The organism is Streptomonospora wellingtoniae, assembly GCF_031845375.1.
Lineage (GTDB): Bacteria > Actinomycetota > Actinomycetes > Streptosporangiales > Streptosporangiaceae > Streptomonospora > Streptomonospora wellingtoniae.
This window is the reverse complement of record NZ_JAVREK010000018.1, coordinates 78109-101993: the sequence shown is the minus strand read 5'-3', so window position 1 is coordinate 101993 and position 23885 is coordinate 78109. Positions and strand designations below refer to the sequence as shown.

The window sequence follows — 23885 nt, the reverse complement described above, 5'->3', positions numbered from 1 at the left end:
TGGCCTGCGTCTGAGGGGCGCCGCGGGCGTGGTGGGGCGCACGCACTCCCGGACGGCGCCGCACGCTCCGCGGCGGCGACCGCCCCGAGACCTCAGCGTGCCGCCGCGGGCGTGGTGGGGCGCACCTCGGGATCACTGCGCTGTCCGCGTCCCTGGCCTGCGTCTGAGGGGCGCCGCGGGCGTGGTGGGGCGCACGCACTCCCGGACGGCGCCGCACGCTCCGCGGCGGCGACCGCCCCGAGACCTCAGCGTGCCGCCGCGGGGGCCGCCGGGCTCTCCTCGGGCACGCGCACGCCCGAGGGGCGCGGCCCCGACCCGCTCAGTGCCATCGCGGTGACGGCGGCCAGCACCACGGCGCCGCCGGCCCACTGGCTCCAGGCCAGCTCGGCGCCCAGCAGTCCGGCCCCCACGGCTGCCGACACCAGCGGGAAGGCCAGCTCGGCCAGCGTGGCGCGGCTGGCCGCCGTCCTGCCCAGCCCCCAGTAGTACAGCGTCAGCGCCAGCAGGCCGGGGATGAGCGCCAGCAGGACCAGCCGCGGCACCTGCGCCCCGCCCACGGCCAGCGAGGCACCCGACGCCAGGGCGATCGCCAGCGCCACCGGCAGCCCAAACGCGAACCGCAGTGTGGTCACGTGCATGGACTCTAAGCGCACGCCGACCAGCCGCCCGAGGACCGTGCCCGCGGCCCACAGCAGCGCCGCGCCCACTGCCAGGGCGGCGCTTCGGGCGTCGTGCACGTTCACCGCCAGCGGCTCGGGGAAGGCCAGCAGCCATGCGCCGGCCAGCGCGGGCAGCGCGTAGAGCGCGAAGCGCGGCGCCAGCCGCTCGCCGAGCAGCACCACGGCCAGCACGATGGCGAAGACCGGCTGCAGCTTCTGCAGGACCTGCGGCGTGATCGGGTCGCCCAGGGTGAATGCCATGGTGAACAGCGTGGTCGCCAGCGCGGAGGACCCGCCGCCGATCACGGCGACCGCCGCGATCACGGCCGGACCGGCCTTGGCCAGGGCGCGCAGCGCCGGTACCAGCCACGGCAGCAGCAGCACCACGATGACGGCGTGCTCGTAGAACACGATGGTCGAGGCGGGCAGCACCTGGGCCAGCGGGTCGCGCAGCAGCGCCGACGTCCCCCACAGCCCGGCGGCCAGCGCCACCGCCCACATCCGGTCCGCTCGGCGTGCCAGCACCACGTCGCCGCCCCGATTCCTGCTCGTCGCCGTCTCCTGCCTGGTCCGGGCCCACCGTAGCGGTCCCGCCGGAGGCGCATGGGGCCGCCTCCGCGATGCCTCCGCCGCTCGATGCGACAGAGCACGCGACTGAGCAGAACAGCCGTGCCACGGCGCTGATTCCCGGGCGCAGCGGCCGATCCGCGGGACGGGGGGAGACCTGTGCCACCCGCCCGGCATATCGGCGCCGATCTTGTAGCTATCGCAAACGGAAATCGTTCTACTTCACGATGGCTACAAGATCGACGGGGTTCGGCGGGCGGGCGGGCCGGGTGCCGGGGCGGGCCTCAGGCAGCGGAGTCGGGCAGCAGCAGCCGGTCCAGCATGTCCTGCAGGGTGACCAGGCCGGCGAGGCGGCCCTGCTCCTCGACGAGCGCCAGGTGGGTCCGGCTCTCGCGCATGATCCCCAGCGCGGCGTAGATGGGGGTATCGCCCTCCAGCGTGAGCACCGGCCGCATCAGGTCGGCGGCGGTGGTCTGCGGCGGGCTCGTCAGCGCGTCGCGCACGTGCAGCACCCCCACCGGATCGGCGCCTTCGCGGACCACCAGCCGCAGGTGGCCGGATTCGCGGGAGACCCGCTGGACCTCCTCCAGGGTGGCCGTGGGGGCCACCGCCGCCAGCTCCTCGCTGGGCGTGGTGATCTCCCGCAGCGGGCGCGAGTTCACCTCCAGCGCGGTGGCCAGCTGGTCGCGCCGCTCCTCGTCCAGCGCGCCGGTCTTGGCCGAGTGGTCGACGAGCTCGCGCAGGTCGTCGGGGCCGTGGCCGGCGGCGACCTCGTCGACCGCCTGCACGCCCACCCGGTGCAGCGACCAGTTGGCCAGGCCGTTGAGCAGCACCAGCGCCGGGCGGGTCACCCACATGAACGCGCGCATCGGCAGCGCCAGCAGCGTCGCCGACCGCTCCGGGTGGGAGATGGCCCAGGACTTGGGCGCCATTTCGCCCACCACCAGGTGCACGAACGTCACCGCGACCAGCGCCGCCACGAACGCCACCGCCGTGGCCGCCGCCTCGGGCAGCCAGCCCGTGAACAGCGGGTGCAGCATGTGCTCGACAGCGGGCTTGGTGATGGCGCCCAGCGCCAGGGTGCACAGCGTGATCCCCAGCTGGGAGCCGGCCAGCAGCAGCGAGAGGTCGCGGGAGCTCTTCAGGGCCGCCCGGGCCGAGGCGCTGGTCTCGGCGGCCTCCTCCAGGCGGTACCGGCGGGCCGCCACCAGAGCGAACTCGATGGCCACGAAGAACGCGCTCAGGCCGATGATGGCGACCGTGGCCGCCATGGCGGCCATCGGACTCATGTCGCTCATGCGTTCACCCCGCTGTCGTGCCCGGCGTGCTCGCCGGCCTGCCCCTCGCGCAGCTCCAGGCGCACCGTCTCGGGCACGTGCCGGTCGACGGTGCGCACCCCCAGGTCCACGGTGCGCAGCGGCTCGTCGTCGGTGGCGCCGGCGTGGCGGGGGAGCACCACGCTGACGCTGTCGCCCGGGGCGGGGAGCCGCCGCAGCTCGGCGATGACCAGGCCGCCGATGGTCTCGAAGTCCCCCTCGGGAAGGTCGTGGCCGATGAGCCGCTCGACCTCGTCGACGTGCAGCGCACCGGGGACGAGCCAGCTGCCGTCCTCGCCGACGCGCGCCTCGCCGGCGTCCTCGGGATCGTGCTCGTCGGCGATCTCGCCCACCAGCTCCTCGGCGATGTCCTCGGTGGTGACGACGCCGGCCAGGCCGCCGTACTCGTCGACCACGCAGGCGAACTCCTCGTCGGAGTCGCGCAGCCGGCGGAGCAGGGCCGGCAGCGGCAGCGACCCCGGCACCAGCACGGGAGCGCGCGCGACGTCGGAGACCTGGACGTCGGCCAGCGCACGGTCGCCCAGTGCGAGCACGTCGCGCAGGCAGACCACTCCGACGATATCGTCGACGCCGTCGCCCAGCACGGGGAAGCGAGAGTGTCCCGAGGCCATCAGCTCCACGACGCGGCTGACCGGCTCGCCCGCCTCGACCGTGGAGACCTGCGGGCGCGGGATCATGGCGTGCTCGGTGGTGCGGTCGTGGAAGTCCAGCGTGCGGTCCAGCAGCGTGGACAGCTCCGCGGGCAGGTCGCCGCTCTCGCGCGACTCCTCGACGATGTACTCCAGATCGCGTGGCGTGGCGGCGTGCTGGACGTCCTCGACCGGCTCGATGCGCGCCAGCCGCAGCAGCAGGACCGAGGCCTGGTCGAACAGCCGGATGAGCCAGCCGAACACGCGCAGGTAGACGCCCGTGGACAGCGCCAGCCAGCGGGCGACCGGCTCAGGCCGGGCGATGGCCAGGTTCTTGGGGAACAGCTCGCCGAAGACCATCTGCACGACCGTGGAGAACAGCAGCGCGAGGACGGTCCCGATCGCGATGCCGGTGCCGAGCGGCACTCCGGCCGATCCCAGCAGCTCGCCGATGCCCTCGCCCACCATCGGCTCGGCGACGTAGCCGACCAGCAGACCGGTGACGGTGATCCCCAGTTGGGCGCCCGAGAGCATGAACGAGGTGCGGCCGGTGATGGCCAGGGCCCGCCGGGCGCCGGTGTCGCCCCGGGCGGCGCGGGCCTTCAGGCGGGAGCGGTCCACCGCCATGTAGCCGAACTCCTGGGCGACGAAGAAGCCCGTCGCCCCGGTGATCACCAGGATCACCAGCGCTCCGAGGAGGATGCTGAGGATGACGCTCATTTCGCACGCACCGCCTCGGAGCGGCGGACTCCGGTGCGCGCGCTACCTGGTGAAGGAGGCTCGTCGGATTCGGGGGAGCAGCGTCCGGTGAGGACGCTGCCGGTACTTCGGGACGGGGCCACGTGATCCTCTCTCGACTCGATTTCAGTGTGGATACGATCGCGGAGCTGGAAAAATTCCCCCGATTCTCCGCTCCGAACCCTGATCGGGGCGCTTGTTCGCCGACCGCCCGCTGCGGCGGTCCGTCAGCGCGGGCCGGGGGCCTCGGAGGCCTCGTCGGCGTCGGCTTCGGCGGGCAGCTCCCGCCATTCGCGGCGCCGGGTCTCGGCGATGGCGACGGCGGCGGCCACAGCGACGTTCAGCGAGCCGACGCGGCCGATCTGCGGGATGTAGACGGCCGTGTCGGCGGCCGACAGCAGCCCCGGCGAGCAGCCGTGGTCCTCGGCGCCCACGGCCAGGCAGACGTCGCCTTCCAGCGGGGCCTCGTGCAGCGGCACGGCGCCGCGGGCGAGTTCGACGGCGGCGACGCGGTAGCCCGCCCCGCGGGCGGCGGCCGCGGCCTGCGCGCCGGTGGACGCCTTCTCCAGACGGAGCTTCTGCTCGGTACCCAGCGCGGTCTTGCCCACCTGGGGGTGGGCCGGGTCCGCGGAGTTGCCCGCGAGCCAGACCGTCTCGATCCCGAACGTCGCGCAGGTGCGCAGGATGGAGCCCAGGTTGAACGGCTGGGTGACGGACTCGGCGATGAGGGCTATTCGGCCCTCGGTGCGCCTGCGCCAATGGCGGTTGAGTCGCTTGACGTCAGTGGGGCGCAGCTGCGTGCTCACCTGCGGTGCGTTCCTCGTGTACTGGTCGTTGCCGGTGCGGTTCGTCCTCCCACGATAGCGGCATCGGGGAGATCGGGGCAGGGGGGCTGCCGCCGTCTGCCTCCGCCCTGCCGCGCGGAGGCTCCCGGGTCAGGGCGCGCGGACGCGCAGGACCCGGAATCCGGCGCGCGAGGCGGCGCGCTCGGCCGCCATCCCCGCCTCCTGCTCCAGCCAGCGCTGCAGCGAGTCGGAGCCCAGGTTGCGCTGGACGACCAGGTGGGCCGTCCCACCGGGGGCCAGGCGGCCCAGCCAGGTGCGCAGCAGCCGGTGCAGCACCCCCTTGCCCACGCGGATCGGCGGGTTGGCCCAGACGGCGTCGAACGGCCCGGTCAGCGGCGGCTCCGGGCGCGCCCGCGCCGGGCCGCCGGCGGGCGAGCCGTCCGTATCGACCAGTTGGAAATCTACGTTGTAAAGCCCATTCTCGGCGGCGTTGCGCCGTGCCAGGTCGAGCGCGCGCCCGTTCACGTCCACGCCCAGCACCGCGGCCTCCGGCGCCCGAGCCGCCATCGACAGCGCGATCGGGCCGTAGCCGCAGCCGACGTCGAGCAGGCGTCCGCGCTCGGGCGGCGCGGGCACCGACTCCAGCAGCACCCGGGTGCCCAGGTCCACGCGGTCGGCGGAGAACACCCCGCGGTCGGTCGCCAGGCGCAGGTGCAGATCGGGCAGGACCAGGTCGACCGAGGCGGGCCGGCTGGCCGCGGCGGGGTCGGCGTCGAAGTAGTGCGGCGGGCGCGCCCGCCCCTCGCCGGGGGAGCCGCCGCCGTGCTCGCGCCGGTCCACGGCGCCTCCAATCACCTCGTGCCCCGCCGGGGCGCGCCTCGGGTGCGCCGGCCTGCGGCGGGATCGCCCGGCGCGCCGAAAGTCCGCTCGCGCACCACGGGCGCACGCTACCAGCAGCCGCCGGCCGGCGCGGGCGTGCGCTGGGCCGAAGCGGCGGACCGGCCCGATGCCGCGCGCGGAGAGCACCGCGCGGGCCGCCGTGGCTCGGGGTGCGGCGGCCCGAGGCAATCTGCGTCACAATCCGACCGGTCGGTAGTGTTGGGCCGTCGGAGAGCACGGACGAAAGGAATCAGGTCGTGGGACGTTTTGACGGCAAGGTCGCCATCATCACCGGAGCCAGCCGCGGGATCGGGCTGGCCACCGCCCGGCGCATCGCGGACGAGGGCGGCAAGGTCGTCGTCACCGGGCGCAACCCCGAGCCGCTGGAGAAGGCGGTCTCCGACCTCGGCGGTGCGGGCACCGCCGTGGGCGTCGCGGGCAAGGCGCACGACGCCGAGCACCGCGACGAGGTCGTCCGGCGGACGCTCGCCGAGTTCGGCCGCATCGACGCCCTCGTCAACAACACCGGCACCAACCCCGTGTTCGACGCGATCGTCAACGTGGAACCCGCCGCGATGGCCAAGATCTTCGAGATCAACGTCATCGCCGCCGCATCCTGGGTCAGCGCCGTCCACCGCGCGTGGATGGCCGAGCACGGCGGCGCGGTCGTCAACGTCGCCTCGCTGGCGGGCCAGCACCCCTCGCCCGGCATCGGGATCTACGGCGCCAGCAAGGCCGCCCTGATCAACCTCACCGAGCAGCTGGCCTACGAGCTGGCGGGGACGGGCATCCGCGTCAACGCCGTCGCGCCGGCCGTGGTGAAGACGAAGTTCGCCGAGGCGCTCTTCGAGGACGAGGAGAAGACCGCGGCGGGCTACCCGCTGGGCCGCCTGGGCGTGCCCGAGGACGTCGCCGCCGCCATCGCCTACCTCGCATCCGACGACGCCTCCTGGGTGACCGGCCAGACCCACACCCTCGACGGCGGACGCACGCTCGGCGCCGGCGTCGAGTAGCGCGCCGCCGAGCCGCCGCGAACCCGGCCGGGCGCCGCCCGCCGCATCCCCTCTCACCTGCGAACCGCCCTTGCGCCCCCGCGTCCGGGCGCCATTGCATTCGCAGGTGGGCAGGCGGAGGATGGTGGGTAGTCCCGCAGATGAGGACACCCAGGCGAGCACGTGCCGAGGGGAGCAGCGATGAGAGCCCGAGTCGGAGACCACCTCGTCGTCGAGGGGCCCCGAGACGACATGCACCGCCGCATCGCAGAGGTCACCCAGGTTCGCGGCAACGAGGGCGCGCCGCCCTACCGGGTCCGATGGCTGGACGAGGACGCCGATACCGAGACCCTGGTCTATCCCGGCCCCGACGCCCACATCGAGGAGAAACCCGCCGGACGCTGACCCGCCCGGTGTATGCGCTGGAGGTGGGGGAGGATGCACACCACGAAGAGGTGGAACATCGACATCCTGCTGTCAGAGGAGTCCGAGGGCGACTCCGCCCGCACTATGGCCGAGGCCGGCCTCGACTCCCAGGACGGGGTGGGGCTGCGCGGCCACGGCATGGCCCGCAAGCACCCCACCGACGACGACGTCCCCGAGATCGGCGACGAGCTCGCGGTGTCGCGTGCACTGGCCGACCTCTCCCGCCAGCTCCGGCAGGTCGCGGCCGAGGACATCAGCGACCACACCGGAACGCCCTGGCGCCCGTGAACCGGGTCCGGCGCGGGACTGCCGGACCCGGACCGCGGCTCCCGGCCGCCGCGGGGGCGGGGCCGGTCCGCGGCCCGGGCCTGCGCCACGGGCGCGGGGTGCGGGCGAGGCCGACACGCCCGCCCGGCCGGATGCGGCCGCCGGGGGCAGGGTTCCCGGGTGCCCGGTCGGACACCCTCTGCGGCCGGTTGTGGTCGCGCTGGGTGTTCGGGTTGTTCACTGATGCGTGATCATGGTGGGGCAGACTCTGGCGACATGACCACCTCTTCTGGATCGCAGTCCACGCCCTCCCGGGTGCTGGGCACCGCCGACGCGGTCACCGTCGGCGCGGCGGCCATGATCGGCGCCGGCGTGTTCGCGGTGTTCGCGCCGGCGGCGGAGGAAGCGGGCGCGTGGTTATGGGTGGCGCTGCTGATCGCCGCCGTGGTCGCCTACTGCAACGCCACCTCCTCGGCACGGCTGGCCGCGCGGCATCCGGAGTCGGGCGGCACCTACGTCTACGGGCGCGAGCGCCTCGGCGAACTGTGGGGCTACATCGCCGGGTGGGCCTTCACCGTAGGCAAGGCGGCCGCCTGCGCGGCGATGGCGCTGACCTTCGGCGCCTACGTCGCGCCCGAGTGGGCCCGGCCACTCGCGGTGGCTGCCGTGGTCGCGCTGACCGCGGTCAACTACCGGGGGCTGCGCACGTCGGCGCGTCTGGCGCGGGTGCTGCTCGCGGCCGTCCTCGCGGTGCTGGCCGCCGTGGCCGCCGTGGGGCTTCTCGGCAGCGAGGCCAACCCCGCCCAGCTCGCGGTGTCGGGCCACTGGCCCGGCTTCTTCGGCCTGCTGGGAGCCGCGGGCATGGTGTTCTTCGCATTCGCCGGCTACGCACGGATCGCCACGCTCGGCGGCGAGGTCCGCGACCCCGCCACGACGATCCCGCGGGCGATCGGCATCGCGCTGGCCGGCGTCTTCGTCGTGTACCTGGTGGTGGCCGCCGCTGCGCTGGCGGTGCTGGGCCGCGACGGGCTCGCCGCCAGCAGCGCCCCGCTGGCCGACACGGTCGCGGCGGCCGGCTGGCCCGAGCTGGTCCCGGTGGTTGCGGTGGGCGCGGCGCTTGCGAGCCTCGGCGCGCTCCTGGCGCTCATCCTCGGCGTCTCGCGGACGGTGGCGGCGATGGCCTCCGACGGCCACGTGCCGCGTTCGCTGGCGGCCACGCACGAGCGCTTCGGCGGACCGCACCGGGCCGAGACCGCCGTCGGCGCGGCCGTGTGCCTGATCGTCCTGGTCGCGGACCTGCGCGGTGCCATCGGGTTCTCCGCCTTCGGTGTGCTGGTCTACTACGCGATCACCAACGCCTCGGCGCTGCGCCTGGGCCCGCGCGAGAACCGCCCGCCGCTGCTGGTGCCCGTGGTGGGCCTGGCCGGCTGCCTGGTGCTGGCCTTCACCCTGCCCCTGAGCTCGGTGGTGAGCGGTGCCGCGGTCATCGCCGCCGGAGCCGCCGTGTGGGCCCTGCGCCGACTGGTCCTGGACCGCCGGGCCTGAACGCCGCCCCCGACGCACCGCGGCCGGGATCGGAGGCTGCGCCGGGACACGGGCCACTGCACGATCAGCGAGCCGACGCGGCCGGGGCCCCGCCGGCTGTCCCCGGCCGAGCCGGGCAGCGCTTCCCTTCGCAATGAGCGGCGCGGCGCCTAGTAGCGCGTGTCGGAACCGGTCCGCGACAGCTGCCCGAACGCGCGGCGGGCCGTGGCCGAGAGCGGGAGGCGGGCGAGCTCGCCGGCGTCGAACCAGGCGCAGTCCTCGGTGGAGCCGTCCAGCTCCACCACCCGCGGCGTCCGCGGTTCGGCGACGTGGGCGTGGAAGAACACCCACACCGCGTAGACGTCGGTCTCCGGGTCGCCCGGACCGAGTTCGCGAGTGCGGCGGTAGTGGCTGATCTCGATGAGCGCGCCCACGCCGCAGCGCTGGTCGGTCTCCTCGACCACCTCGCGGCGCAGCGCCGCGCGGGGCGACTCGCCGTGGTCGACACCGCCGCCGGGCAGGTGCCAGGTGCCCGCCCCCGGAAACCCCGGGGCGATCCGCGAGAGCAGGATGCGCCCCGCCGGGTCGGTGACCACCCCGTAGCAGGAGAACCGGCGCAGCACGGGTCCGGCGCGCTCGGCCTCCTCCTCTGCAAGCGCGTCGGCGGCCGGCTGCGGCGGCAGCGCGACCGCCGCGCGCAGGGGGACGCTGCGCCCGCCGGGGGCGTCCGGGGCCCGGTCGACGGGGGCGGTGTAGTAGATCCGGTCAACGTGCAGCTCCACCGTGCCGCCGTCGGCGCGGCGCGCTTCGGCGAGCTCGGTGCGCACGTCGCAGGGCGCCAACGGGACGCCGGCCGGGAGCCCGGCGGCGCCGCGGGCTACCTCGGCGGGGTCGTCGCCGAAGCGGACCCGTGCCCCTGCCAGGCGCTCCCCGCCGGGCGCCCCGCCCGCGTCCAGCACCGCCCGGCCGTCGGCTCCGACAAGAGCGAGGTGGGCCGTGGCCCGGCGCGCGCGCCGCGGGGAGCCCGCGGCGTCCGGAGCGCTCACAGCCCCGCGTCGGCGGTGCGGCCGACCTCGGGGTGGGGCGGTGCGGGGGCGCGCGAGGCGTGCACCATCCGCAGCAGGTCGTCGAGTCCGGGCACGGTCTGGACGTCGTGGTCGGCGCCCTCGTTGCGCTCGTGCCGGTCGACCAGCACGGGGTGCAGGCCCGCGGCCACGGCGCCGAGCGCGTCGGCGTGCAGTTGGTCGCCGACGTGCCAGGCGCGCTCGGGCGGCACCTGGACGCTCCGGCAGGCGGCGTGGAAGATGCGCGGGTCGGGCTTGCCCGCTCCCACGGTGTCGGCGCAGGCCACCGTCGGGAAGTATCCCCCGAGGTCGAGCGCGGCCAGCTTCTCGCGCTGCAGCTGCTCGATGCCGTTGGTGACCACGGCCAGCCGCAGGCCGCCGCGGGCGAGCTCGCCGAGCACGGGGACCACGTCGCGGAAGGGCGCCCACGCCGAGCGGTGCTCCGAAAGGTAGATCTGGTAGAGCTCGTCGCAGTGCTCGTCGGCGATGCGGGCGTGGCCCGCCTGGATCGCCAGGGCGCGCACGCGCTCGCGGCGCTGCTCCTGCAGGCTGAGGCGGCCGGCGATGTAGGCGCCGAACGAGATGTCGGTCTGGACGTCCCACAACCGGCGGGCGGCGGAGAACTCCGGGTGCCCGAGGCGCTCCATGATCGTGCGCAGTCCCGCCGAGCTGGCGGCCCGGTCGTCGAGCAGGGTGTCGTCGAGGTCGAAGAAGATCGCCTCGGGTGCGGGGGCTGTTGGGGGCATCGTTCCTTTTCCGTCGTCCCTGGTTGAGGGCAACCTCAAACACTGCCACGGTACCGGGCGAACTGCGCAAACGCGGCGGTGGGCCGGGTCCGGGCGGCCCTGCGGCCGCGTCGGACCGGCGCCGATGGGACCGGCCGCGCCCCCTGCCGGATCCCCTCTGGCCGGATTCGGTCACCGCGCTCAGGGCACGCGCTGATTCCACGCCATCGACGCGACGGCCGCCGCCGCGGCTAGGAGCAGGCCCACGAGCACGAACCGGGTGACGATCTCGCGGTCGACGGTCTCGCTGCCCAGGGACGAGCCGATGTCGTCGTAGACGTCGCTCAGTTCGGCCTCGGACTCGGCCTCGTAGAAGTGGCCGTCGGTGTCGGCGGCCAGCCGCTCCAGGGCGCCCTTGTCGATGTCGGCCTCGACCGGTTCCCCGTTGATCTCGATGATGGCGGCGCCGGTGCCGAAGGCGATCGTGGAGACCGGGACGCCGATGTCGGCCGCCTCCCTGCTGGCGGCGGTGATGGGGCGCCCACTGGTGTTCTCGCCGTCGGAGAGCAGCACGACGGCCGACGGCGGCGGGTTCCGCCCCGCCTCCTCGTCGAAGGAGCGGATGGACTCCAGTGAGGTGAAGACCCCTTCGCCGATGGCCGTACCCGGCGACATCTGCAGCGTCTCGATGGAGTCGGTCACGGCCTGGTGGTCGTGGGTGGGCGAGGAGATGACGCTGGCGGTCGAGGAGAAGGCGACCAGCCCGACGTTGAAGCGGTCGGGCAGCGAGTCGACGAACCCGCGCGCGGACTCCTTGGCGGCGATCAGCCGGTTGGGGTCGACGTCGTTGGCCGCCATGGAGGGCGACACGTCGATCGCGACCATGATCGTGGCGCGCTCGCGGGGCACCTCGACGGGCATCGCGGGCCGGGCCACCGAGGCGATCAGCACGGCCACGGCCAGGAAGTACAGGGCGGCGCCGACGTGGCGCTGCCAACCGGAGCGCCGGGGCGCCACGCGGTCCAGCAGCGCGAGGTTGGTGAACCTGAGCGTGTTCTCGCGGCGGCGGTACTGCAGCAGGACGTAGGCGGCGACGAGCGTGGCGAGGGCGAGCAGCAGCCAGAGCCACGCTGGCGATAGGAATGTCACCCGGTCGTCCTTTCTGCGTGCCTGCCTGGGCGCGCCCGGAGGCGCTCTTGCTCGGCCGGCGCGGGCGCTGCCTTGCGCACGTTCGGCGGCCGCCTGGGGCTCAGCGGGGGATGGCCGGCGTGTGCCGGGACAACCGGTGGGCGGTGCGGCGCTGCTCGATCACGAACCGCGCCATGTCCGCGATCCAGTCGCGATCGGTGCGCAGGGTCAGCTGCGGGACCCCGCAGCGCCGCAGTGCCGCACGGACGGCGGCGCGCTGGTCCTGGGCGGCCTGGCGGTAGTCGCGCCGGACGCGGGGGCTGAGGCGGACCTCGCGCGTGCGCCCGGACTCGGGATCCTGCATAGCGACCAATCCTATGTCGGGCAGGTCCAGCTCGCGGGGATCGACCACCTCCACCGCCAGCACCTGGTGCCGGGCGGCCAGGCTGCGCAGCGGCCGCTCCCAGTCGGCGGGCGCCTGCGCCGAGACCGCCTCGGGCGGGGTGTCCAGGAAGTCGGAGACGACCACCCGCAGGCCGCGGCGCGACCGGGTGCGCGCCAGGTCCTCCAGCGCGTCGGCGAGGCCGGCGCCCTCGGCGTCGGAGGTGTCGCCCTCGGGTGCGGCCGCCACGGTCGACAGCAGCGACATCAGCGCGGCCTTGCCCGAGCGTGCCGGCCAGCGGCGGATGCGGCCGCGGTGCAGGAAGTGCGCGCCGAAGCGGTCGCCCACCCGCTGGGTGAGCACGGTGACCGCGGCCATGGCGCCGACCGCGACCTCGCGCTTCTGGGAGTCCACAGTGCCGAAGTCCATGCTGGCCGAGAGGTCCAGCAGCGTCCAGCTCTCCAGCTCGCGGTCGGCGACCAGGTCGCGGACGTGGGGCACGGTGGTGCGCGCGGTCACCGACCAGTCCATCAGCCGCACGTCGTCCTCGCCGGGCTGGTACATCCTGGCCTCGGCGGGCTCGCTGCCGGGGCCGGACCGCAGTCCCAGGTGCTCGCCGTGCAGCAGGCCCTCCAGCCGGCGGACGATGCGCAGGTCCAGCCGGTGCAGGGCCTCGTGCATCCGCGGGTCGAGCCCGGGGGCGATGGGGCGCTGGGACATCGCGGCCGCCTAGCGCACCGCCGCGGCGGCCTGCTCGCCGCTGGGCGGGTCGTCCCAGATGACGCGGGGCGGCGGCACCGCGGCCAGCACCCGGTCGACGACCTGGGTGGTGGAGACGCCGTCGGCCAGCGCGTCGAAGGTCAGTACGAGCCGGTGCGCCATGACGTCGCGGGCCAGAACGCGCACGTCCTCGGGCAGGACGTAGTCGCGGCCGCGGATGAGCGCCAGCGCGCGTGCGGCGGCGACCAGGCCCAGGCTGGCGCGCGGGCTGGCGCCGACCTCCAGCACCCGGCGCAGTTCGGGCACGCCGTAGCTCTCGGGCTCGCGGGTGGCCATCACCAGGCGCACGACGTAGTCGGCGATGAGTTGGTGGACGTGCACCCGCTCGGCGTCCTCCTGCAGCTCCTTCAGCGTGACCGGGTCGAGGATCTGGTGGGGCTCGGGCGGGCGGGCGCTCATCCGCCGCAGGATCTCCATCTCCTCGTGGGCGCGCGGGTGGTCCACGACGACCTTCATCAGGAACCGGTCGCGCTGGGCCTCGGGCAGCGGGTAGACACCCTCGGACTCCACCGGGTTCTGCGTGGCGATGACGATGAAGGGGTCGGGCAGCGGATGGGTGGCGCCGCCCAGCGAGACCTGCTTCTCGGCCATGACCTCCAGCAGCGACGACTGCACCTTGGCGGGCGCGCGGTTGATCTCGTCGGCGAGCACGAAGTTGGCGAATACCGGGCCCAGCTCCACGTCGAACTGCTCGGTCGAGGGGTGGTAGATGCGCGTGCCCACGATGTCGGAGGGCACCAGGTCGGGCGTGAACTGCACGCGCGCGAACGAGCCCCCGGTGACCTTGGCCAGGGTGGAGACCGCCAGGGTCTTGGCGATGCCGGGCACGCCTTCCAGCAGGCAGTGCCCGCGCGCGATGAGCGCGACCATGCCGCGCTCGACCATCTGGTCCTGGCCGACGATGACGGTCGAGACCTCCTGCAGGGCCGCGCGCAGCAGGCGCGTGGGCTCGCCGGTGGAGCCGCCCCGCGGACGCGGTCCGGAGTCCTCGCCGTGCCCGCCCGGGAGATCGGATTCGGCCATGTCACCAGCCTTTCCAGTGCGGCGCGGTCACCGCTGCCCGCCGCCGGGTACGTTGATGGTCACGCACCGGCGATGCTACCCGCAACGCAGGCGGGGAACCGGCAGCCCGGTGCCGACGCGATCTGGGCCGTGGCAGGCGAGAGGAGGCCCCGGTGCCCCTGCACGAGGCGGACCCGCGCCAGCTGGGACCGTTCCGGCTCAGCGACCGGGTCGGCGCCAGCGCCGAAGGCGTCGTCTACAGCGGCCGCGACTCCCGCGGGCGGCGGGTGAGCGTGGCGATGCTCAGCTCCGGCGCGGCCGCCGACCCGGCTGCGCGCGACCGCTTCGCCGCGGCGGTGCGCGGTGGCAAGGGCGTCGCCGACCCTCCGAAGGTGCTCGCCTCCAGCCTCGCGAGTCCCGCCGCGTCATGGGTGGCCGTGCGCGGCGGGGGACCGCGCGGTGCCGAGGCCTTCCTTGAGCCCGTGGCGGTGGCGGCGGGCGCCTCGGCCGGCGCCGAGGCGGCGCCCTCCTACGCGCCGTACTGGTCTGCGGGCGGGAACCCCGGCCCGGCCGCGGCCGCGTGGTCGTGGGCCTCGGTGGGGCACCGGCGCGGGGCGGGCTCACCGGCGCGTCCCGGGTGGCCCGTGGTCGTCGCGCTGCTGGTGGCGCTGCTGCTGATCGCCGTGGTGGTCGTGGCGGTCTTCCTGCTGCTGCAGAATATGTCGGTCCAGGCCAGCCAGCCGCCGCCGCAGCCGTCCTCGGGGCAGGGGTCGCCGTCGGCGGGGCCCAGCGGCGGCTCCGACGGGCCGCCGCAGCCCCCGCCGCAGGAGCCGACCCCGGCCTCCTCGCCCAGTGGCGACGTTCCCAGCGTGGACGTGGACGAGGACGACTACCCGGCGGGCGAGGTCCCCGCCGAGCCCGAGGACCAGGCCTAGCCGGTGGTCCGCCGTCGATCTTGTAGCCATCGTGAAGGAAAACGATTTCCATTTGCGATAGCTACAAGCTGTGTGGGGCCTCCCTCTGGTCGGCCGTACCGGAGGAACAAAACGAGGGTGAACCGGCCCGCTCCAGACCCACTTCAGAGAATGTCACGGAACGATAACGGGATTTCGTGGGCGTCTCGCAATGGAGTGCGTTTGCCCAGGTCAGAGGTGCTAGCTCCGCTGTTTTGGGAATAGATTAGCGGGACAATTGGAATCTACATCGTAAAGGTGGCTGTGTGTGACCGGCCACCAGGATTGCCCTGCCCGCGAACGAGGTAGGACACCACCGCACGCCACCGACCATCGGCCCGGAGGAACTCCATCCATGGAACTGCTCACCGAAGACCAGATCAGCGACGGCCTGCGGCGGCTCGACGGCTGGGAGCGCGACGACGGCGCCGACGCGATCCGGCGCACCGTGCGCATGCCCGACTTCATGAGCGGAATCCACCTGGTCACCTCGGTCGCCCACGCCGCCGAGGAGGCCGGGCACCATCCCGACGTGGACATCCGCTACAACCGGATCACCTTCCACCAGACCACGCACGCCGCCGGCGGTCTGACCGCTGCCGACATGCAGCTGGCCGCGCGTATCGACGAGCTCGTCTCCGCCGCCCTGTCGCACGCCTGAGCCGACCGCGGGCGGTCGCGGGCGGCCGCGGCAGGCCCGGGACCTGCCGCACCGACGGACCGGCGGGTCAACCCCGCCGCGCCCCCAGCCGCGAACGGCGGATCTTGCCCGAAGGGCTGCGCGGCAGCTCGTCGGCGAACGTGATGTGGCGCGGGTAGGCGTGCGAGGCGAACCGGGTGCGCACGATCTCGCGCAGGTCCTCGGCCAGGTCGTCGTCGCCTGCGGCCCCGCCGTACAGCACCACCGTCGCCGCCACCAGCTGGCCGTGCACCTCGTCGGGCTCGCCGTAGACCGCCGCCTCCTCGACCGCGGGGTGCTCCAGCAGCGCCGACTCCACGTCGAAGGGGCCGATCCGGTAGCCCGACGTGAGGATGGCGTCGTCGTCGCGCGAGGCGAAGTACAGGTTGCCCGCGCGGTCGCGCGTGCCTGCGTCGCCGGTCAGGTACCACCGGCCCTCGGGCGTGAAGCGGGCCGCGGTGGCCGCGGGCGCGTCGCGGTAGCCGGTGAACCACATGAGCGGGCTGGCCTCGGCGTCCACGCCGATGCGGCCGAGCGCGCCGGGCGGAGCCTCCTCGTCGGCGACGGCTTCGAGTACGCCGGCGCGCCACCCCGGCAGCGCGGTGCCCAGCGAGTCGGGGCCGGGCTCGGCGCCATCGGCGGCCGCGGTCGGATCGTTGGCGCGGCCCGCGCACATGCCCAGCTCGGTCTGGCCGTAGTGGTCGCGCACGGGCACTCCGAACACGTCGCGGGCCCACTCCAGCACGTCGGCGCCCAGCGGTTCGCCGGCGCTGGAGAGGCGGCGCACGGCGATCTCGGGCGGCAGCGTCTTCAGGATCGCCCGCAGCGAGCGGTACACCGTGGGCGCTGCGGCCAGGTTGGTGACCCCGTGGACGGCCAGGACGTCCAGCACCAGCTCGGGGTCGAAGCCGGCGTTCAGGTGCAGGGTGCGGTGCCCGGCCAGCAGCGGTGAGATCAGACCGTGGTAGAGGCCGTAGGCACCGCTGGGGTCGGCGGTGTTCCAGTAGACGTCGTCCCCGGTGACATCCAGCCCGAAGCGGTGGTAGGCGTGGAAGGCGGCCAGGGCGCGCACGGGGACCGGTATCCCCTTGGCCGGCCCGGCGCTGCCCACGGTGTGCATCAGCACGAAGGGGGAGCCGCCGCCCACCGCCGCGGCGGGGGCCGCCGCGCCCGCGCCCGCCGCCGCGAGCCCGGCGAGGGTGCGGTCGCCCTCGCGCAGCGGGGCGGCGCCCGTGGTGGCGACCCGGGCGACCGACCCCTCGGGCAGGTCGGGCCCGGGGTCGAGCTTGGCGCGCTGGTCGTCGTCGGCGACGACCAGCGCGGTGCCGGGCGTGAGGCGGTGCGCGATCGCCGAGGGGGCGAAGGTGGTCAGCAGGGGCACGTGGACCGCGCCGAGCCGCCATATCGCGAGCGCCGCCACGGCGAGGTCGGAGCCCCGGGCCACCATGGTGGCCACGTCGTCGCCGGAGCGCACGCCTTCTGCGGCCATGCCCGCGGCCAGCGCCGCGGAGCGGTCGGCCAGCTCGCCGTAGGTGACGTCGCGCGCGTCGAGGTCGGCCCCGATCTCGGTGAGGGCGACGCGGTCGCGGGGGTGGCGGTCGCAGAGGAGGTCGGCCACCGATGCGGTGGGGGTGTCGTAGGTGGCGAGCCAGTCGCGTACCTGCTGCGCCGGGTCGGGCATCGGTGGTCGTCCCCTTGTCCGGTGGTGGGTTGGGTTTCGGGCCTATCCCGTATCAGACTATGTCCCTTCCTGTGATGTGCATCCCAGGGACGGGCGGCCGGAACGCCGGTGGTGCCCGCCGTTCGGTGAAACGAGGGTGTCGGAGATGAACGCAGACGCGGAGGAAGCCGGCCGGAGGCTGGGCCTGGACGAGCGGGCGCAGGCCTGGCTCGACGAGGCCGCCGCCGTGGAGGCGCCCGGCGGCGGGCCGGAGGTGGCGCCGCCTTCCCGAGCCCGGGAGGCGCTGGCACCGCTGGGGCCCGCGCGGGCCGACGAGGACGCGATCGCGGCGCTGTGGCCCGACGGCTCCTGGCCCGAGGAACTGATGTGGGTGGTCGGGCGCATGTACGCGCGTCTTGCCGGCGACCTGGCTGAGGACCGGCCCCAGTGGCGCGACTGGCCGGTGCTGGTGCACTCCGCCGACGCGCGGGTGCGCTGCGCGATGCCGGTCGCGCTGACGGCCGCGGTTCCGCTGGTGCTCGCAGAGCACGCCCGCTGGGGCGTGCCGGCCTCGGTGAGCGCGGCGACCCTGGCCGACGTCGGGCGCCACCTGGCCCAGACCCGCGCCATGTTCGGGCGGGTGGGCCTGGAGACGGCGGCATGGGCGGCACTGCACTTCCGGTGCGGCCTGTACGAGCTGGGGCGGCTGCAGTACGAGCCCAACCGGGTGCGCACCGACGCCGCGGTGCGCTGGTACGCGCCGCAGGAGACGCTGGAGCCGGAGCTGGCCCGCGGTGCGCCGGTCCTGCGGCTGCACATCCCCGCCGACGGGCCGCTGGCCCCGGAACGGGTGGACGCGTCGCTGGCGCGGGCGCGGGGCTTCTTCGCCGACTGCTTCGGTGCCGACTACCCGATCGCCTCGTGCTCGTCGTGGCTGCTGGATCCGCAGCTGGCGGCGTACCTGCCGGAGGCGTCCAACATCCTCGCCTTCCAGCGGCGGTTCACGCTGGTGGAGGAGGACGCGCCCGGGGACGAGGACGTGTTCCGGTTCGTCTTCGGCATGCCCGCCGTCGACGTGGACCGCGCCCCGCGGCGGAGCCGGCTGGAGAGGGCCGCGGTCGAGCACCTGCGGGCGGGCCGCCACTGGAGGGTGCGTACGGGTTGGCTGCGCCTCTAGGCTCCCCCGGTGGAGCGGCCGCCCCGGCGCGCCGCTAGTCTGCGGCGCCCGGGCCGTCGTCCGGGTCGGCTCCGGAGCTCCATCCGGCGGTGCCGACCCGGCCGGCGCCGGAGCACTCCCGGCAGCGGCGGGGGACCACCATCTCCCCGGTGATGTCGCTGCCGGAGTAGCCGACGACGGAGACGCGCAGCCCGCTGCCCTGGCAGGCCTGGCAGACGATCATGAGGTCCATCCCCGCAGCATAGGCCCGTGTCGCCCCTGCGGTCAGCCGGCGGCGCCCTCCACCAGGTCTAGGCCGGACAGCAGGGCGGCGAGGCGCTCCTCGTCGTGCTCGACCACCGGGGCGTATTCGGTGACGGCGACGCCGACGACGCTGTGGTGGGCGGCCACGGCGGCGAGCGCGCGGGCGACGGCGGCGACACCGGGACCGCCGGGCGCCGGCACGGAGACGGCGGGCATCTCCAGGGGGTCGCATACGTCCATGTCCAGGTGCACGTAGGCGGGGGAACCGGCGCGGCGGCCGGCGGTGAGGCCGCGGGGGTCGGCGGCGAGTTCGGTCGGGCCCAGCGCGGTGACGGCGTTGTGGGCGATGTAGGCGCGCTCGGGCGGGTCGAGGTCGCGGACGCCGGCGAGCACGATCTGCTCGGGGGAGAGCGCGGGGGCCTCCCGGCCCATCAGGTCGGGGTGGCCCTCGCCCAGCAGGGTTCGCAGCGCCATGCCGTGGGCCAGGCCGCTGGGGGACTGGGCAGGCGAGTTGAGGTCGGCGTGGGCGTCGACCCAGTAGACGGTCATGCCGGGGTGGCGGCGGGCGAGGTGCTGGGCGGCGGCGGTGTCGCAGGCGCAGTCGCCGCCCAGGGTGAGGATGCGCGCTGGATCGCGGCGGGCGAGGCGCTCGCGCATGCGCTGGGTGGTCTGGGCGAGGGTGTCGAGGTTGCGGACGCCGTCGCGGGCGGTGCGGGGGCCTTCGGAGACGGCGATGTGCAGCCGCCCGGCGTGGGTGGGCACCAGGCGGGCCAGGGCGCCGGCCCCGGCGGCCACACGCACGTCGTCGCCGCCCTGCCAGAGGGGGACGACCAGATCGACTTCGCGTTGCCACACCATGGGTTCACCCTAGGGGCGCGGGGCGGCGGCCGCAGGGGAACCCGGCTACGGAACGTGACCGGCAGCGGCCACGCCCGCGCGTAAACCGTTCCGGGCGTGCGGGGGAGGGCCCAAGCCGCCCCGCGGGGGAGCCCGCCGGGCCTGCCCCGCGCAGCCCGTGCCTGCCTCAGCCGGCCGGTTTGGCCGCGGTGACGCGCAGGCGCACGTAGTCGGCCCACCAGCCGCCGCTGTGGCGCAGCACCGGGCTCAGCCGATCGGTGAGGCGGTCGATGAAGGAGTCGGGGTCGGGTGCGCCGGACAGCAGCGGGCCGCCGAACATGCGCAGCCAGCCGGCCAGGCCGTCCTCGCCCTCCAGGCGGGTGGGGCGGTCGAACAGCCAGGCGCCGGTGACCTTCAGCCCCGCCTCGTCCAGCACGGCCGAGTACTCGTCGATACCGGGGAAGTACCAGCCGCCGTCGGCCTCGGGCAGGCCCTGTTCGGCGCGCAGCGCGCGGGCGGCGCCCCGGATCGCGCCGACGTTGCCGGCGCCCCCCAGTTCGGCGACCAGGCGGCCGCCGGGGCGCAGCGCGCGGGCGATCCCGGCGGCCGCGGCGCCGGCGTCGGGGATCCAGTGCAGCACGGCGTTGCTGAGCACGGCGTCGAACCCGGGCTCCAGGTCCAGGCTGCGCAGGTCGGCAACGCGCAGGTCGAGGTGGGGGAAGCGCTCGCGGGCGCGGTCGATCATCTCCGGGCTGGAGTCGACACCGACGACATCGGCCCCGGCGTCGGCCAGGGCCGCCGCGAGGTCGCCCGTGCCGCATCCGGCGTCGAGAATCCGCTCGCCGGGGCGGGGGGCCAGTTCTCCGATGAGGTCGCCCCCGTGGCGGGCGACGAAGGAATGGCGGTCGTCGTAGAGGAGGGGGTCCCATCGCTGTACTGCCATGGCGGAAACCTATCGCGTCGTCTCATTGTACGAAATTCAGTTCTCATGATTCGGACGCCAGGTGTGCGCCCGCGCCCGACTTCCGGCGGCGGGCGGATGGCCGTGGACGGCGACAGCGCCCACCCCGGCGCGCCGGGGTGGCAGGGGGCGGTGCGCTGCGGTGTTACGCGGTCGCCGCCGCCGGAATGCGAGGGAGAAGGTGGCGCCGTGGCCCGCTGTGCCCGGCTGGATTCGATGCGTGCCGACGTGATAAGCATAGGGTGTCCGGCTGAGAGTTTTCACAGGATTATCGTTCCGGCATCTCGATGGCAACGAAACAATAACGACGCGACGATGCCGTTTCGGTCTCCTGCGGAGGTTTCGGGCACCGCCGGCCCCCGGACCAGAGCCCCCGTCACGAAAATCGCACCCCCCTTGGCCACACAGACGCGAAACGACGCACCCGACCGCACCCTCAACCCGGCGGGCACCCCGTCGCAACGCCGGTTCCTGCCGGAGGTGCAGGGGCTGCGCGCCGTGGCGGTGGGGCTGGTGCTCGTCTACCACCTCGACCACGACCTGCTGCCCGGCGGTTATGTGGGCGTGGACGTGTTCTTCGTGATCTCGGGGTTCCTGATCACCTCGCTGCTGCTGCGCGAGGCGCGCCGCTACGGGCGGGTGTCGCTGGCGGGCTTCTACGTGCGACGGATCCGGCGGATCCTTCCGGCGGCCTCGGCGGTGCTCGTGGCGACGGGGGCGGGGGCGCTGTGGCTGCTGCCGGAGCCCCGGCTGGCCGAGACCGCGCGGGAGCTGGCGGCCGCGGGCCTGTATGTGGAGAACCTGGCGCTGGCGGACCGGTCGGTGGACTACCTGGCGGCCGAAAGTGCGCCGAGCCCGGTGCAGCACTTCTGGTCGCTGGCGGTGGAGGAGCAGTTCTACCTGGTGTGGCCGCTGCTGTTCGCGGCGTGTGCGGCCCTGGGGGCGCGGTGGGTGCGGCTGCGGGTTCTCGGCGCGGCGATGGCGGGGGTGCTGGCGGTGTCGCTGACCTGCTCCGTGGCGGCGACGTTCACGGATCCGGCCCCGGCCTATTTCCTGCCGCAGACGCGGGTGTGGGAGCTGGCGGCCGGCGGTGTGCTGGCGTCGGCGTCGGGCCGGTGGGTGGGGCCGCCGGCGGCGCGGTGGTGTCTGGGCTGGGCGGGTCTGGGCGCGATCGGGTGGGCGGCGCTGTCCTACAGCGATGAAACGCCGTTTCCGGGGGTGGCGGCGGTGGTGCCGGTGGCGGGCGCGGTCGCGGTGATCGCGGCGGGGGAGAACGGGGGCCGGTGGTCGTCGTTCGGGCTGCTGTCCAATGCGGCGGCGCGGTGGGGCGGCGACGTCTCCTATGCGCTGTATCTCTGGCACTGGCCGGTGGTGGTCTTCACGCTGGCGCTGACGGGCGGCGAGGCGCTGTCGCCAATGTGGGCGGTGCTGGCGGGGGCGGCCTCGGTGGTGCTGGCGTGGTTGACGAAGGCGGTGGTGGAGGATCCGGTGCAGCGGCGGGGGTGGCTGCGGTCGGGGCGGCGGGCGGGGGTGTTCGCCGTGGTGGCGGCGCTGGTGGTGGCGTCGGTGGGCGGTGGGTTGTACGCGCGCTACGAGTGGCTGCGCAGCGTGCGGTTCGACCCCGCGGTCCACGTCGGCCCGCGGGCTCTGGGCACCCCAGAGCCCACCGCCTCCTCCGGCGCGCCCGTCTATCCCTCGCCGGTGGCGGCCGATGACGACCTGCCCGAGGTCTACCGCGACGAATGCCAGGCGGCCAAGGACGAGACCGGGCTCGCCCCCTGCGTCTACGGCTCCGACGACGCCGACACCGCGGTCGCCGTCGTCGGCGACTCCCACGCCACCCACTGGGTGCCGGCCCTGCGCAGGGTCGCTCAGGAGCGCGACTGGCGGGTGCACGTCTACACCAAGGCCTCCTGCGGGTTCACCTCGGCGAGACTGGAGCTGCCCGGTGCCGGACGCCCCTACGACGAGTGCGAGCGCTACAACCGGGCCGTCCTCGACGAGCTCACCGGCGACCTGCGCCCCGCCCTCGTCTTCACCAGCTCCAGCGCGCTGGCGACCAAGGACGGCGCCTCCTCCGAGGCCGGGGACCGCGCCGGGATCGCCGCGGGCATGATCCGGCTGTGGGAGCCGCTCGACGCGGCCGGTAGCGACGTTGTGGCCATCCGCGACACGCCCACGACCCGGATCCGCCCCTCCGAGTGCGTCTCCCGGTACCCGGAGGAGCCGGAGCGGTGCGGACGCACCCGGGACGAGGCCTTCGCGGCGGAGGACCCCCAGCTGATCGCGGCTCGCGAAACCGACGCCGACGTCGCCGTCGTCGACCTCAGCGACGAGTTCTGCACCGGCGGCAGCTGCCCTCCGGTGATCGGCAACGTGCTGGTCTACCGCGACAGCCACCACATCACCGCCACCTACTCCCGGTTGCTGGCCCCGGACCTGCAGGCCGCGGTGCAGGAGGCGGTCGGCGACCGCTGAAGGCGCCCGGTCCGCGGCGTCGGCGCCCGGCGCCGCAGCCTGCGCCGCCCGGATCTGAGTAGCGGTACTCGGGCGCCGCCGCCCGGCCGCCGCCACCATCGTCGGTATGAGCACTACACCGGTACGACCCAATACGACCTCGGCGTTCTACCTGCAGTCCGCACTGTCCTTCGGAGTCTCGGCCGCCGCCGTGTGCACGGGGATCGCCTTCCTCCCCGTCGACCCGTGGATGCGTGCGTTCCTCGCGCTCGGCCTGCTCTACGTCATCACCTCGGCGTTCGCCCTCGCCAAGTGCGTGCGCGACCGCCAAGAGGAGACCACCGTCTCCGGAAGGGTCGACCAGGCCCGCCTGGACAAGCTGCTCGCGGAGCACGACCCGTTCAGGACCGACGTCCACTGAGCCGCCGGCCCGCGACAGCGCTCCTGGGACGGCGGCCTCGGGCACGCGCTCCGGGGCCGGATCGCCGGTCCGCCCGCGACGGTTTCAGATCTCGGCGGGCGCCGACGCGGGTCGGGGCGCGGTCTCCAGGGCGCGCTCGTAGCACACGCTCTCCGGGCAGGCCGCATACGGGCCGTACCGCGGGATCCTGCGGTAGCCGCAGCGCTCGTAGAGCCGCATCGCCTCCGGCTGCCGCCCCCCGGTCTCCAGGCGTATCCGGACCGCGCCGCGCTCGCGGGCGGCGTCCTCCAGCGCGTGCAGCAGCGCCGCGCCGATCCGGCGGCCCCGCCAGGCGGGCACCACATACATCCGCTTCAGCTCGAAGGTGTGCTCGTCGAGGCGGCGCAGCCCGCCGCAGCCCACCACCTCGCCGCCCACGGACTCGGCGGCGGCCAGGAACACCTCGGTGTTTGCGGCCGAGGGCTTCTCACCCTGTTCGAGGTCCCCTCCGTAGCGTTCGACCGTCTCGGCCTCCTGGTCGCGGCGCAACCGGACGCCGGCGGGGTCGTCCCAGGCCATCTCGATGATCTCGATACGCACGGTGGACCAGGATAGCCGCGCCGGGTGCGTTCGG

The 23885-nt window shown here is 74.6% G+C and carries 24 protein-coding genes; 9 read left to right on the top strand and 15 right to left on the bottom strand.

Features of this window, described 5'->3' with window-relative positions; all coding sequences use genetic code 11:
* Nucleotides 1-245: 245 nt before the first annotated feature.
* The 5 genes from RM446_RS16965 to RM446_RS16945 all read right to left on the bottom strand — a co-directional run bounded on the left by RM446_RS16965 (nucleotide 246) and on the right by RM446_RS16945 (nucleotide 5555).
* Entirely contained in the window at nucleotides 246-1187 is a 942-nt protein-coding gene (locus tag RM446_RS16965) for a DMT family transporter (protein WP_311546298.1), read from the bottom strand.
* A gap of 323 nt (nucleotides 1188-1510) precedes the next feature.
* Nucleotides 1511-2524 (bottom strand): hemolysin family protein, encoded by a 1014-nt coding sequence (locus tag RM446_RS16960; RefSeq protein WP_311546297.1) that lies wholly within the window; start codon nucleotides 2522-2524, stop codon nucleotides 1511-1513.
* A complete protein-coding gene (locus RM446_RS16955; protein WP_311546296.1) occupies nucleotides 2521-3912 on the bottom strand; it encodes a hemolysin family protein in 1392 nt (463 codons plus the stop codon). The genes RM446_RS16960 and RM446_RS16955 overlap by 4 nt, the downstream gene beginning before the upstream one ends.
* A 245-nt stretch (nucleotides 3913-4157) precedes the next feature.
* Entirely contained in the window at nucleotides 4158-4736 is a 579-nt protein-coding gene (locus RM446_RS16950; RefSeq protein WP_311546295.1) for a TrmH family RNA methyltransferase, read from the bottom strand.
* 129 nt (nucleotides 4737-4865) lie between these two features.
* Nucleotides 4866-5555 (bottom strand): class I SAM-dependent methyltransferase, encoded by a 690-nt coding sequence (locus tag RM446_RS16945; RefSeq protein ID WP_311546294.1) that lies wholly within the window; start codon nucleotides 5553-5555, stop codon nucleotides 4866-4868.
* 296 nt (nucleotides 5556-5851) lie between these two features.
* Here RM446_RS16945 and RM446_RS16940 point away from each other — a divergent pair, with 296 nt between their 5' ends.
* From RM446_RS16940 to RM446_RS16925, 4 genes are all read left to right on the top strand, one after another.
* Nucleotides 5852-6607, top strand: a complete 756-nt coding sequence (locus tag RM446_RS16940) for an SDR family oxidoreductase (RefSeq protein ID WP_311546293.1) — start codon at nucleotides 5852-5854, stop codon at nucleotides 6605-6607.
* A gap of 180 nt (nucleotides 6608-6787) precedes the next feature.
* Nucleotides 6788-6991 carry a DUF1918 domain-containing protein gene (locus RM446_RS16935; protein WP_311546292.1) on the top strand — a complete coding sequence of 68 codons (204 nt, stop codon included), beginning with the start codon at nucleotides 6788-6790 and terminating at the stop codon, nucleotides 6989-6991.
* Nucleotides 6992-7024: 33 nt separating this feature from the next.
* Nucleotides 7025-7300, top strand: coding sequence for a DUF1876 domain-containing protein (locus tag RM446_RS16930; RefSeq protein WP_311546291.1), 276 nt, complete (start codon nucleotides 7025-7027; stop codon nucleotides 7298-7300).
* Between the two features lie 255 nt (nucleotides 7301-7555).
* On the top strand, nucleotides 7556-8824 hold the full coding sequence (locus tag RM446_RS16925) for an APC family permease (RefSeq protein WP_311546290.1): 1269 nt from the start codon (nucleotides 7556-7558) through the stop codon (nucleotides 8822-8824).
* 149 nt (nucleotides 8825-8973) lie between these two features.
* Here the strand turns inward: RM446_RS16925 and RM446_RS16920 are convergent, their stop codons facing one another.
* The 5 genes from RM446_RS16920 to RM446_RS16900 all read right to left on the bottom strand — a co-directional run bounded on the left by RM446_RS16920 (nucleotide 8974) and on the right by RM446_RS16900 (nucleotide 13905).
* A complete protein-coding gene (locus RM446_RS16920; protein ID WP_311546289.1) occupies nucleotides 8974-9849 on the bottom strand; it encodes an NUDIX hydrolase in 876 nt (291 codons plus the stop codon).
* Entirely contained in the window at nucleotides 9846-10613 is a 768-nt protein-coding gene (locus tag RM446_RS16915) for an HAD family hydrolase (protein WP_311546287.1), read from the bottom strand. The genes RM446_RS16920 and RM446_RS16915 overlap by 4 nt, the downstream gene beginning before the upstream one ends.
* Before the next feature lie 180 nt (nucleotides 10614-10793).
* Nucleotides 10794-11741 carry a VWA domain-containing protein gene (locus tag RM446_RS16910; protein ID WP_311546286.1) on the bottom strand — a complete coding sequence of 316 codons (948 nt, stop codon included), beginning with the start codon at nucleotides 11739-11741 and terminating at the stop codon, nucleotides 10794-10796.
* A gap of 100 nt (nucleotides 11742-11841) precedes the next feature.
* On the bottom strand, nucleotides 11842-12822 hold the full coding sequence (locus tag RM446_RS16905; RefSeq protein WP_311546285.1) for a DUF58 domain-containing protein: 981 nt from the start codon (nucleotides 12820-12822) through the stop codon (nucleotides 11842-11844).
* Nucleotides 12823-12831: 9 nt separating this feature from the next.
* Nucleotides 12832-13905: an AAA family ATPase gene (locus tag RM446_RS16900; protein WP_311546284.1), complete on the bottom strand. Its 1074-nt coding sequence runs from the start codon at nucleotides 13903-13905 to the stop codon at nucleotides 12832-12834.
* A gap of 152 nt (nucleotides 13906-14057) precedes the next feature.
* Between RM446_RS16900 and RM446_RS16895 the strand changes: the two genes are divergently transcribed.
* Entirely contained in the window at nucleotides 14058-14819 is a 762-nt protein-coding gene (locus tag RM446_RS16895) for a hypothetical protein (RefSeq protein WP_311546283.1), read from the top strand.
* Between the two features lie 373 nt (nucleotides 14820-15192).
* Nucleotides 15193-15498, top strand: coding sequence for a 4a-hydroxytetrahydrobiopterin dehydratase (locus tag RM446_RS16890; protein ID WP_311546282.1), 306 nt, complete (start codon nucleotides 15193-15195; stop codon nucleotides 15496-15498).
* 67 nt (nucleotides 15499-15565) lie between these two features.
* On the opposite strand, the gene RM446_RS16885 is transcribed toward RM446_RS16890, so the two are convergent.
* Complete coding sequence (locus RM446_RS16885; protein ID WP_311546281.1) at nucleotides 15566-17197, bottom strand: AMP-binding protein; 1632 nt, start codon at nucleotides 17195-17197, stop codon at nucleotides 15566-15568.
* A 145-nt stretch (nucleotides 17198-17342) separates the two neighbouring features.
* Between RM446_RS16885 and RM446_RS16880 the strand changes: the two genes are divergently transcribed.
* A complete protein-coding gene (locus RM446_RS16880; RefSeq protein ID WP_311546280.1) occupies nucleotides 17343-18353 on the top strand; it encodes an acyltransferase domain-containing protein in 1011 nt (336 codons plus the stop codon).
* 34 nt (nucleotides 18354-18387) lie between these two features.
* Here RM446_RS16880 and RM446_RS16875 read toward each other — a convergent pair whose 3' ends face one another.
* The 3 genes from RM446_RS16875 to RM446_RS16865 form a co-directional block, all read right to left on the bottom strand.
* Nucleotides 18388-18585, bottom strand: a complete 198-nt coding sequence (locus RM446_RS16875; RefSeq protein ID WP_311546279.1) for a hypothetical protein — start codon at nucleotides 18583-18585, stop codon at nucleotides 18388-18390.
* A 32-nt stretch (nucleotides 18586-18617) separates the two neighbouring features.
* Entirely contained in the window at nucleotides 18618-19454 is an 837-nt protein-coding gene (locus tag RM446_RS16870; RefSeq protein ID WP_311546278.1) for an arginase family protein, read from the bottom strand.
* Between the two features lie 166 nt (nucleotides 19455-19620).
* On the bottom strand, nucleotides 19621-20376 hold the full coding sequence (locus tag RM446_RS16865) for a class I SAM-dependent methyltransferase (protein ID WP_311546277.1): 756 nt from the start codon (nucleotides 20374-20376) through the stop codon (nucleotides 19621-19623).
* Nucleotides 20377-20790: 414 nt separating this feature from the next.
* Here RM446_RS16865 and RM446_RS16860 point away from each other — a divergent pair, with 414 nt between their 5' ends.
* On the top strand, nucleotides 20791-22872 hold the full coding sequence (locus RM446_RS16860; RefSeq protein WP_311546276.1) for an acyltransferase family protein: 2082 nt from the start codon (nucleotides 20791-20793) through the stop codon (nucleotides 22870-22872).
* 106 nt (nucleotides 22873-22978) lie between these two features.
* Nucleotides 22979-23272 (top strand): YiaA/YiaB family inner membrane protein, encoded by a 294-nt coding sequence (locus RM446_RS16855; protein ID WP_311546275.1) that lies wholly within the window; start codon nucleotides 22979-22981, stop codon nucleotides 23270-23272.
* An 84-nt stretch (nucleotides 23273-23356) separates the two neighbouring features.
* On the opposite strand, the gene RM446_RS16850 is transcribed toward RM446_RS16855, so the two are convergent.
* Nucleotides 23357-23851: a GNAT family N-acetyltransferase gene (locus tag RM446_RS16850; protein ID WP_311546274.1), complete on the bottom strand. Its 495-nt coding sequence runs from the start codon at nucleotides 23849-23851 to the stop codon at nucleotides 23357-23359.
* Nucleotides 23852-23885: the final 34 nt, after the last annotated feature.

What these genes read in the sequence shown, in the direction of transcription:
- RM446_RS16905 (WP_311546285.1), bottom strand. Translation starts at nt 12,822, where the DNA reads ATGTCCCAGCGCCCCATCGCCCCCGGGCTCGACCCGCGGATGCACGAG.
- RM446_RS16865 (WP_311546277.1), bottom strand. Translation starts at nt 20,376, where the DNA reads ATGGCAGTACAGCGATGGGACCCCCTCCTCTACGACGACCGCCATTCC.
- RM446_RS16880 (WP_311546280.1), top strand. Translation starts at nt 17,343, where the DNA reads ATGAACGCAGACGCGGAGGAAGCCGGCCGGAGGCTGGGCCTGGACGAG.
- RM446_RS16930 (WP_311546291.1), top strand. Translation starts at nt 7,025, where the DNA reads ATGCACACCACGAAGAGGTGGAACATCGACATCCTGCTGTCAGAGGAG.
- RM446_RS16900 (WP_311546284.1), bottom strand. Translation starts at nt 13,905, where the DNA reads ATGGCCGAATCCGATCTCCCGGGCGGGCACGGCGAGGACTCCGGACCG.
- RM446_RS16935 (WP_311546292.1), top strand. Translation starts at nt 6,788, where the DNA reads ATGAGAGCCCGAGTCGGAGACCACCTCGTCGTCGAGGGGCCCCGAGAC.
- RM446_RS16855 (WP_311546275.1), top strand. Translation starts at nt 22,979, where the DNA reads ATGAGCACTACACCGGTACGACCCAATACGACCTCGGCGTTCTACCTG.
- RM446_RS16875 (WP_311546279.1), bottom strand. Translation starts at nt 18,585, where the DNA reads ATGGACCTCATGATCGTCTGCCAGGCCTGCCAGGGCAGCGGGCTGCGC.
- RM446_RS16870 (WP_311546278.1), bottom strand. Translation starts at nt 19,454, where the DNA reads ATGGTGTGGCAACGCGAAGTCGATCTGGTCGTCCCCCTCTGGCAGGGC.
- RM446_RS16955 (WP_311546296.1), bottom strand. Translation starts at nt 3,912, where the DNA reads ATGAGCGTCATCCTCAGCATCCTCCTCGGAGCGCTGGTGATCCTGGTG.
- RM446_RS16960 (WP_311546297.1), bottom strand. Translation starts at nt 2,524, where the DNA reads ATGAGCGACATGAGTCCGATGGCCGCCATGGCGGCCACGGTCGCCATC.
- RM446_RS16890 (WP_311546282.1), top strand. Translation starts at nt 15,193, where the DNA reads ATGGAACTGCTCACCGAAGACCAGATCAGCGACGGCCTGCGGCGGCTC.
- RM446_RS16885 (WP_311546281.1), bottom strand. Translation starts at nt 17,197, where the DNA reads ATGCCCGACCCGGCGCAGCAGGTACGCGACTGGCTCGCCACCTACGAC.
- RM446_RS16915 (WP_311546287.1), bottom strand. Translation starts at nt 10,613, where the DNA reads ATGCCCCCAACAGCCCCCGCACCCGAGGCGATCTTCTTCGACCTCGAC.
- RM446_RS16925 (WP_311546290.1), top strand. Translation starts at nt 7,556, where the DNA reads ATGACCACCTCTTCTGGATCGCAGTCCACGCCCTCCCGGGTGCTGGGC.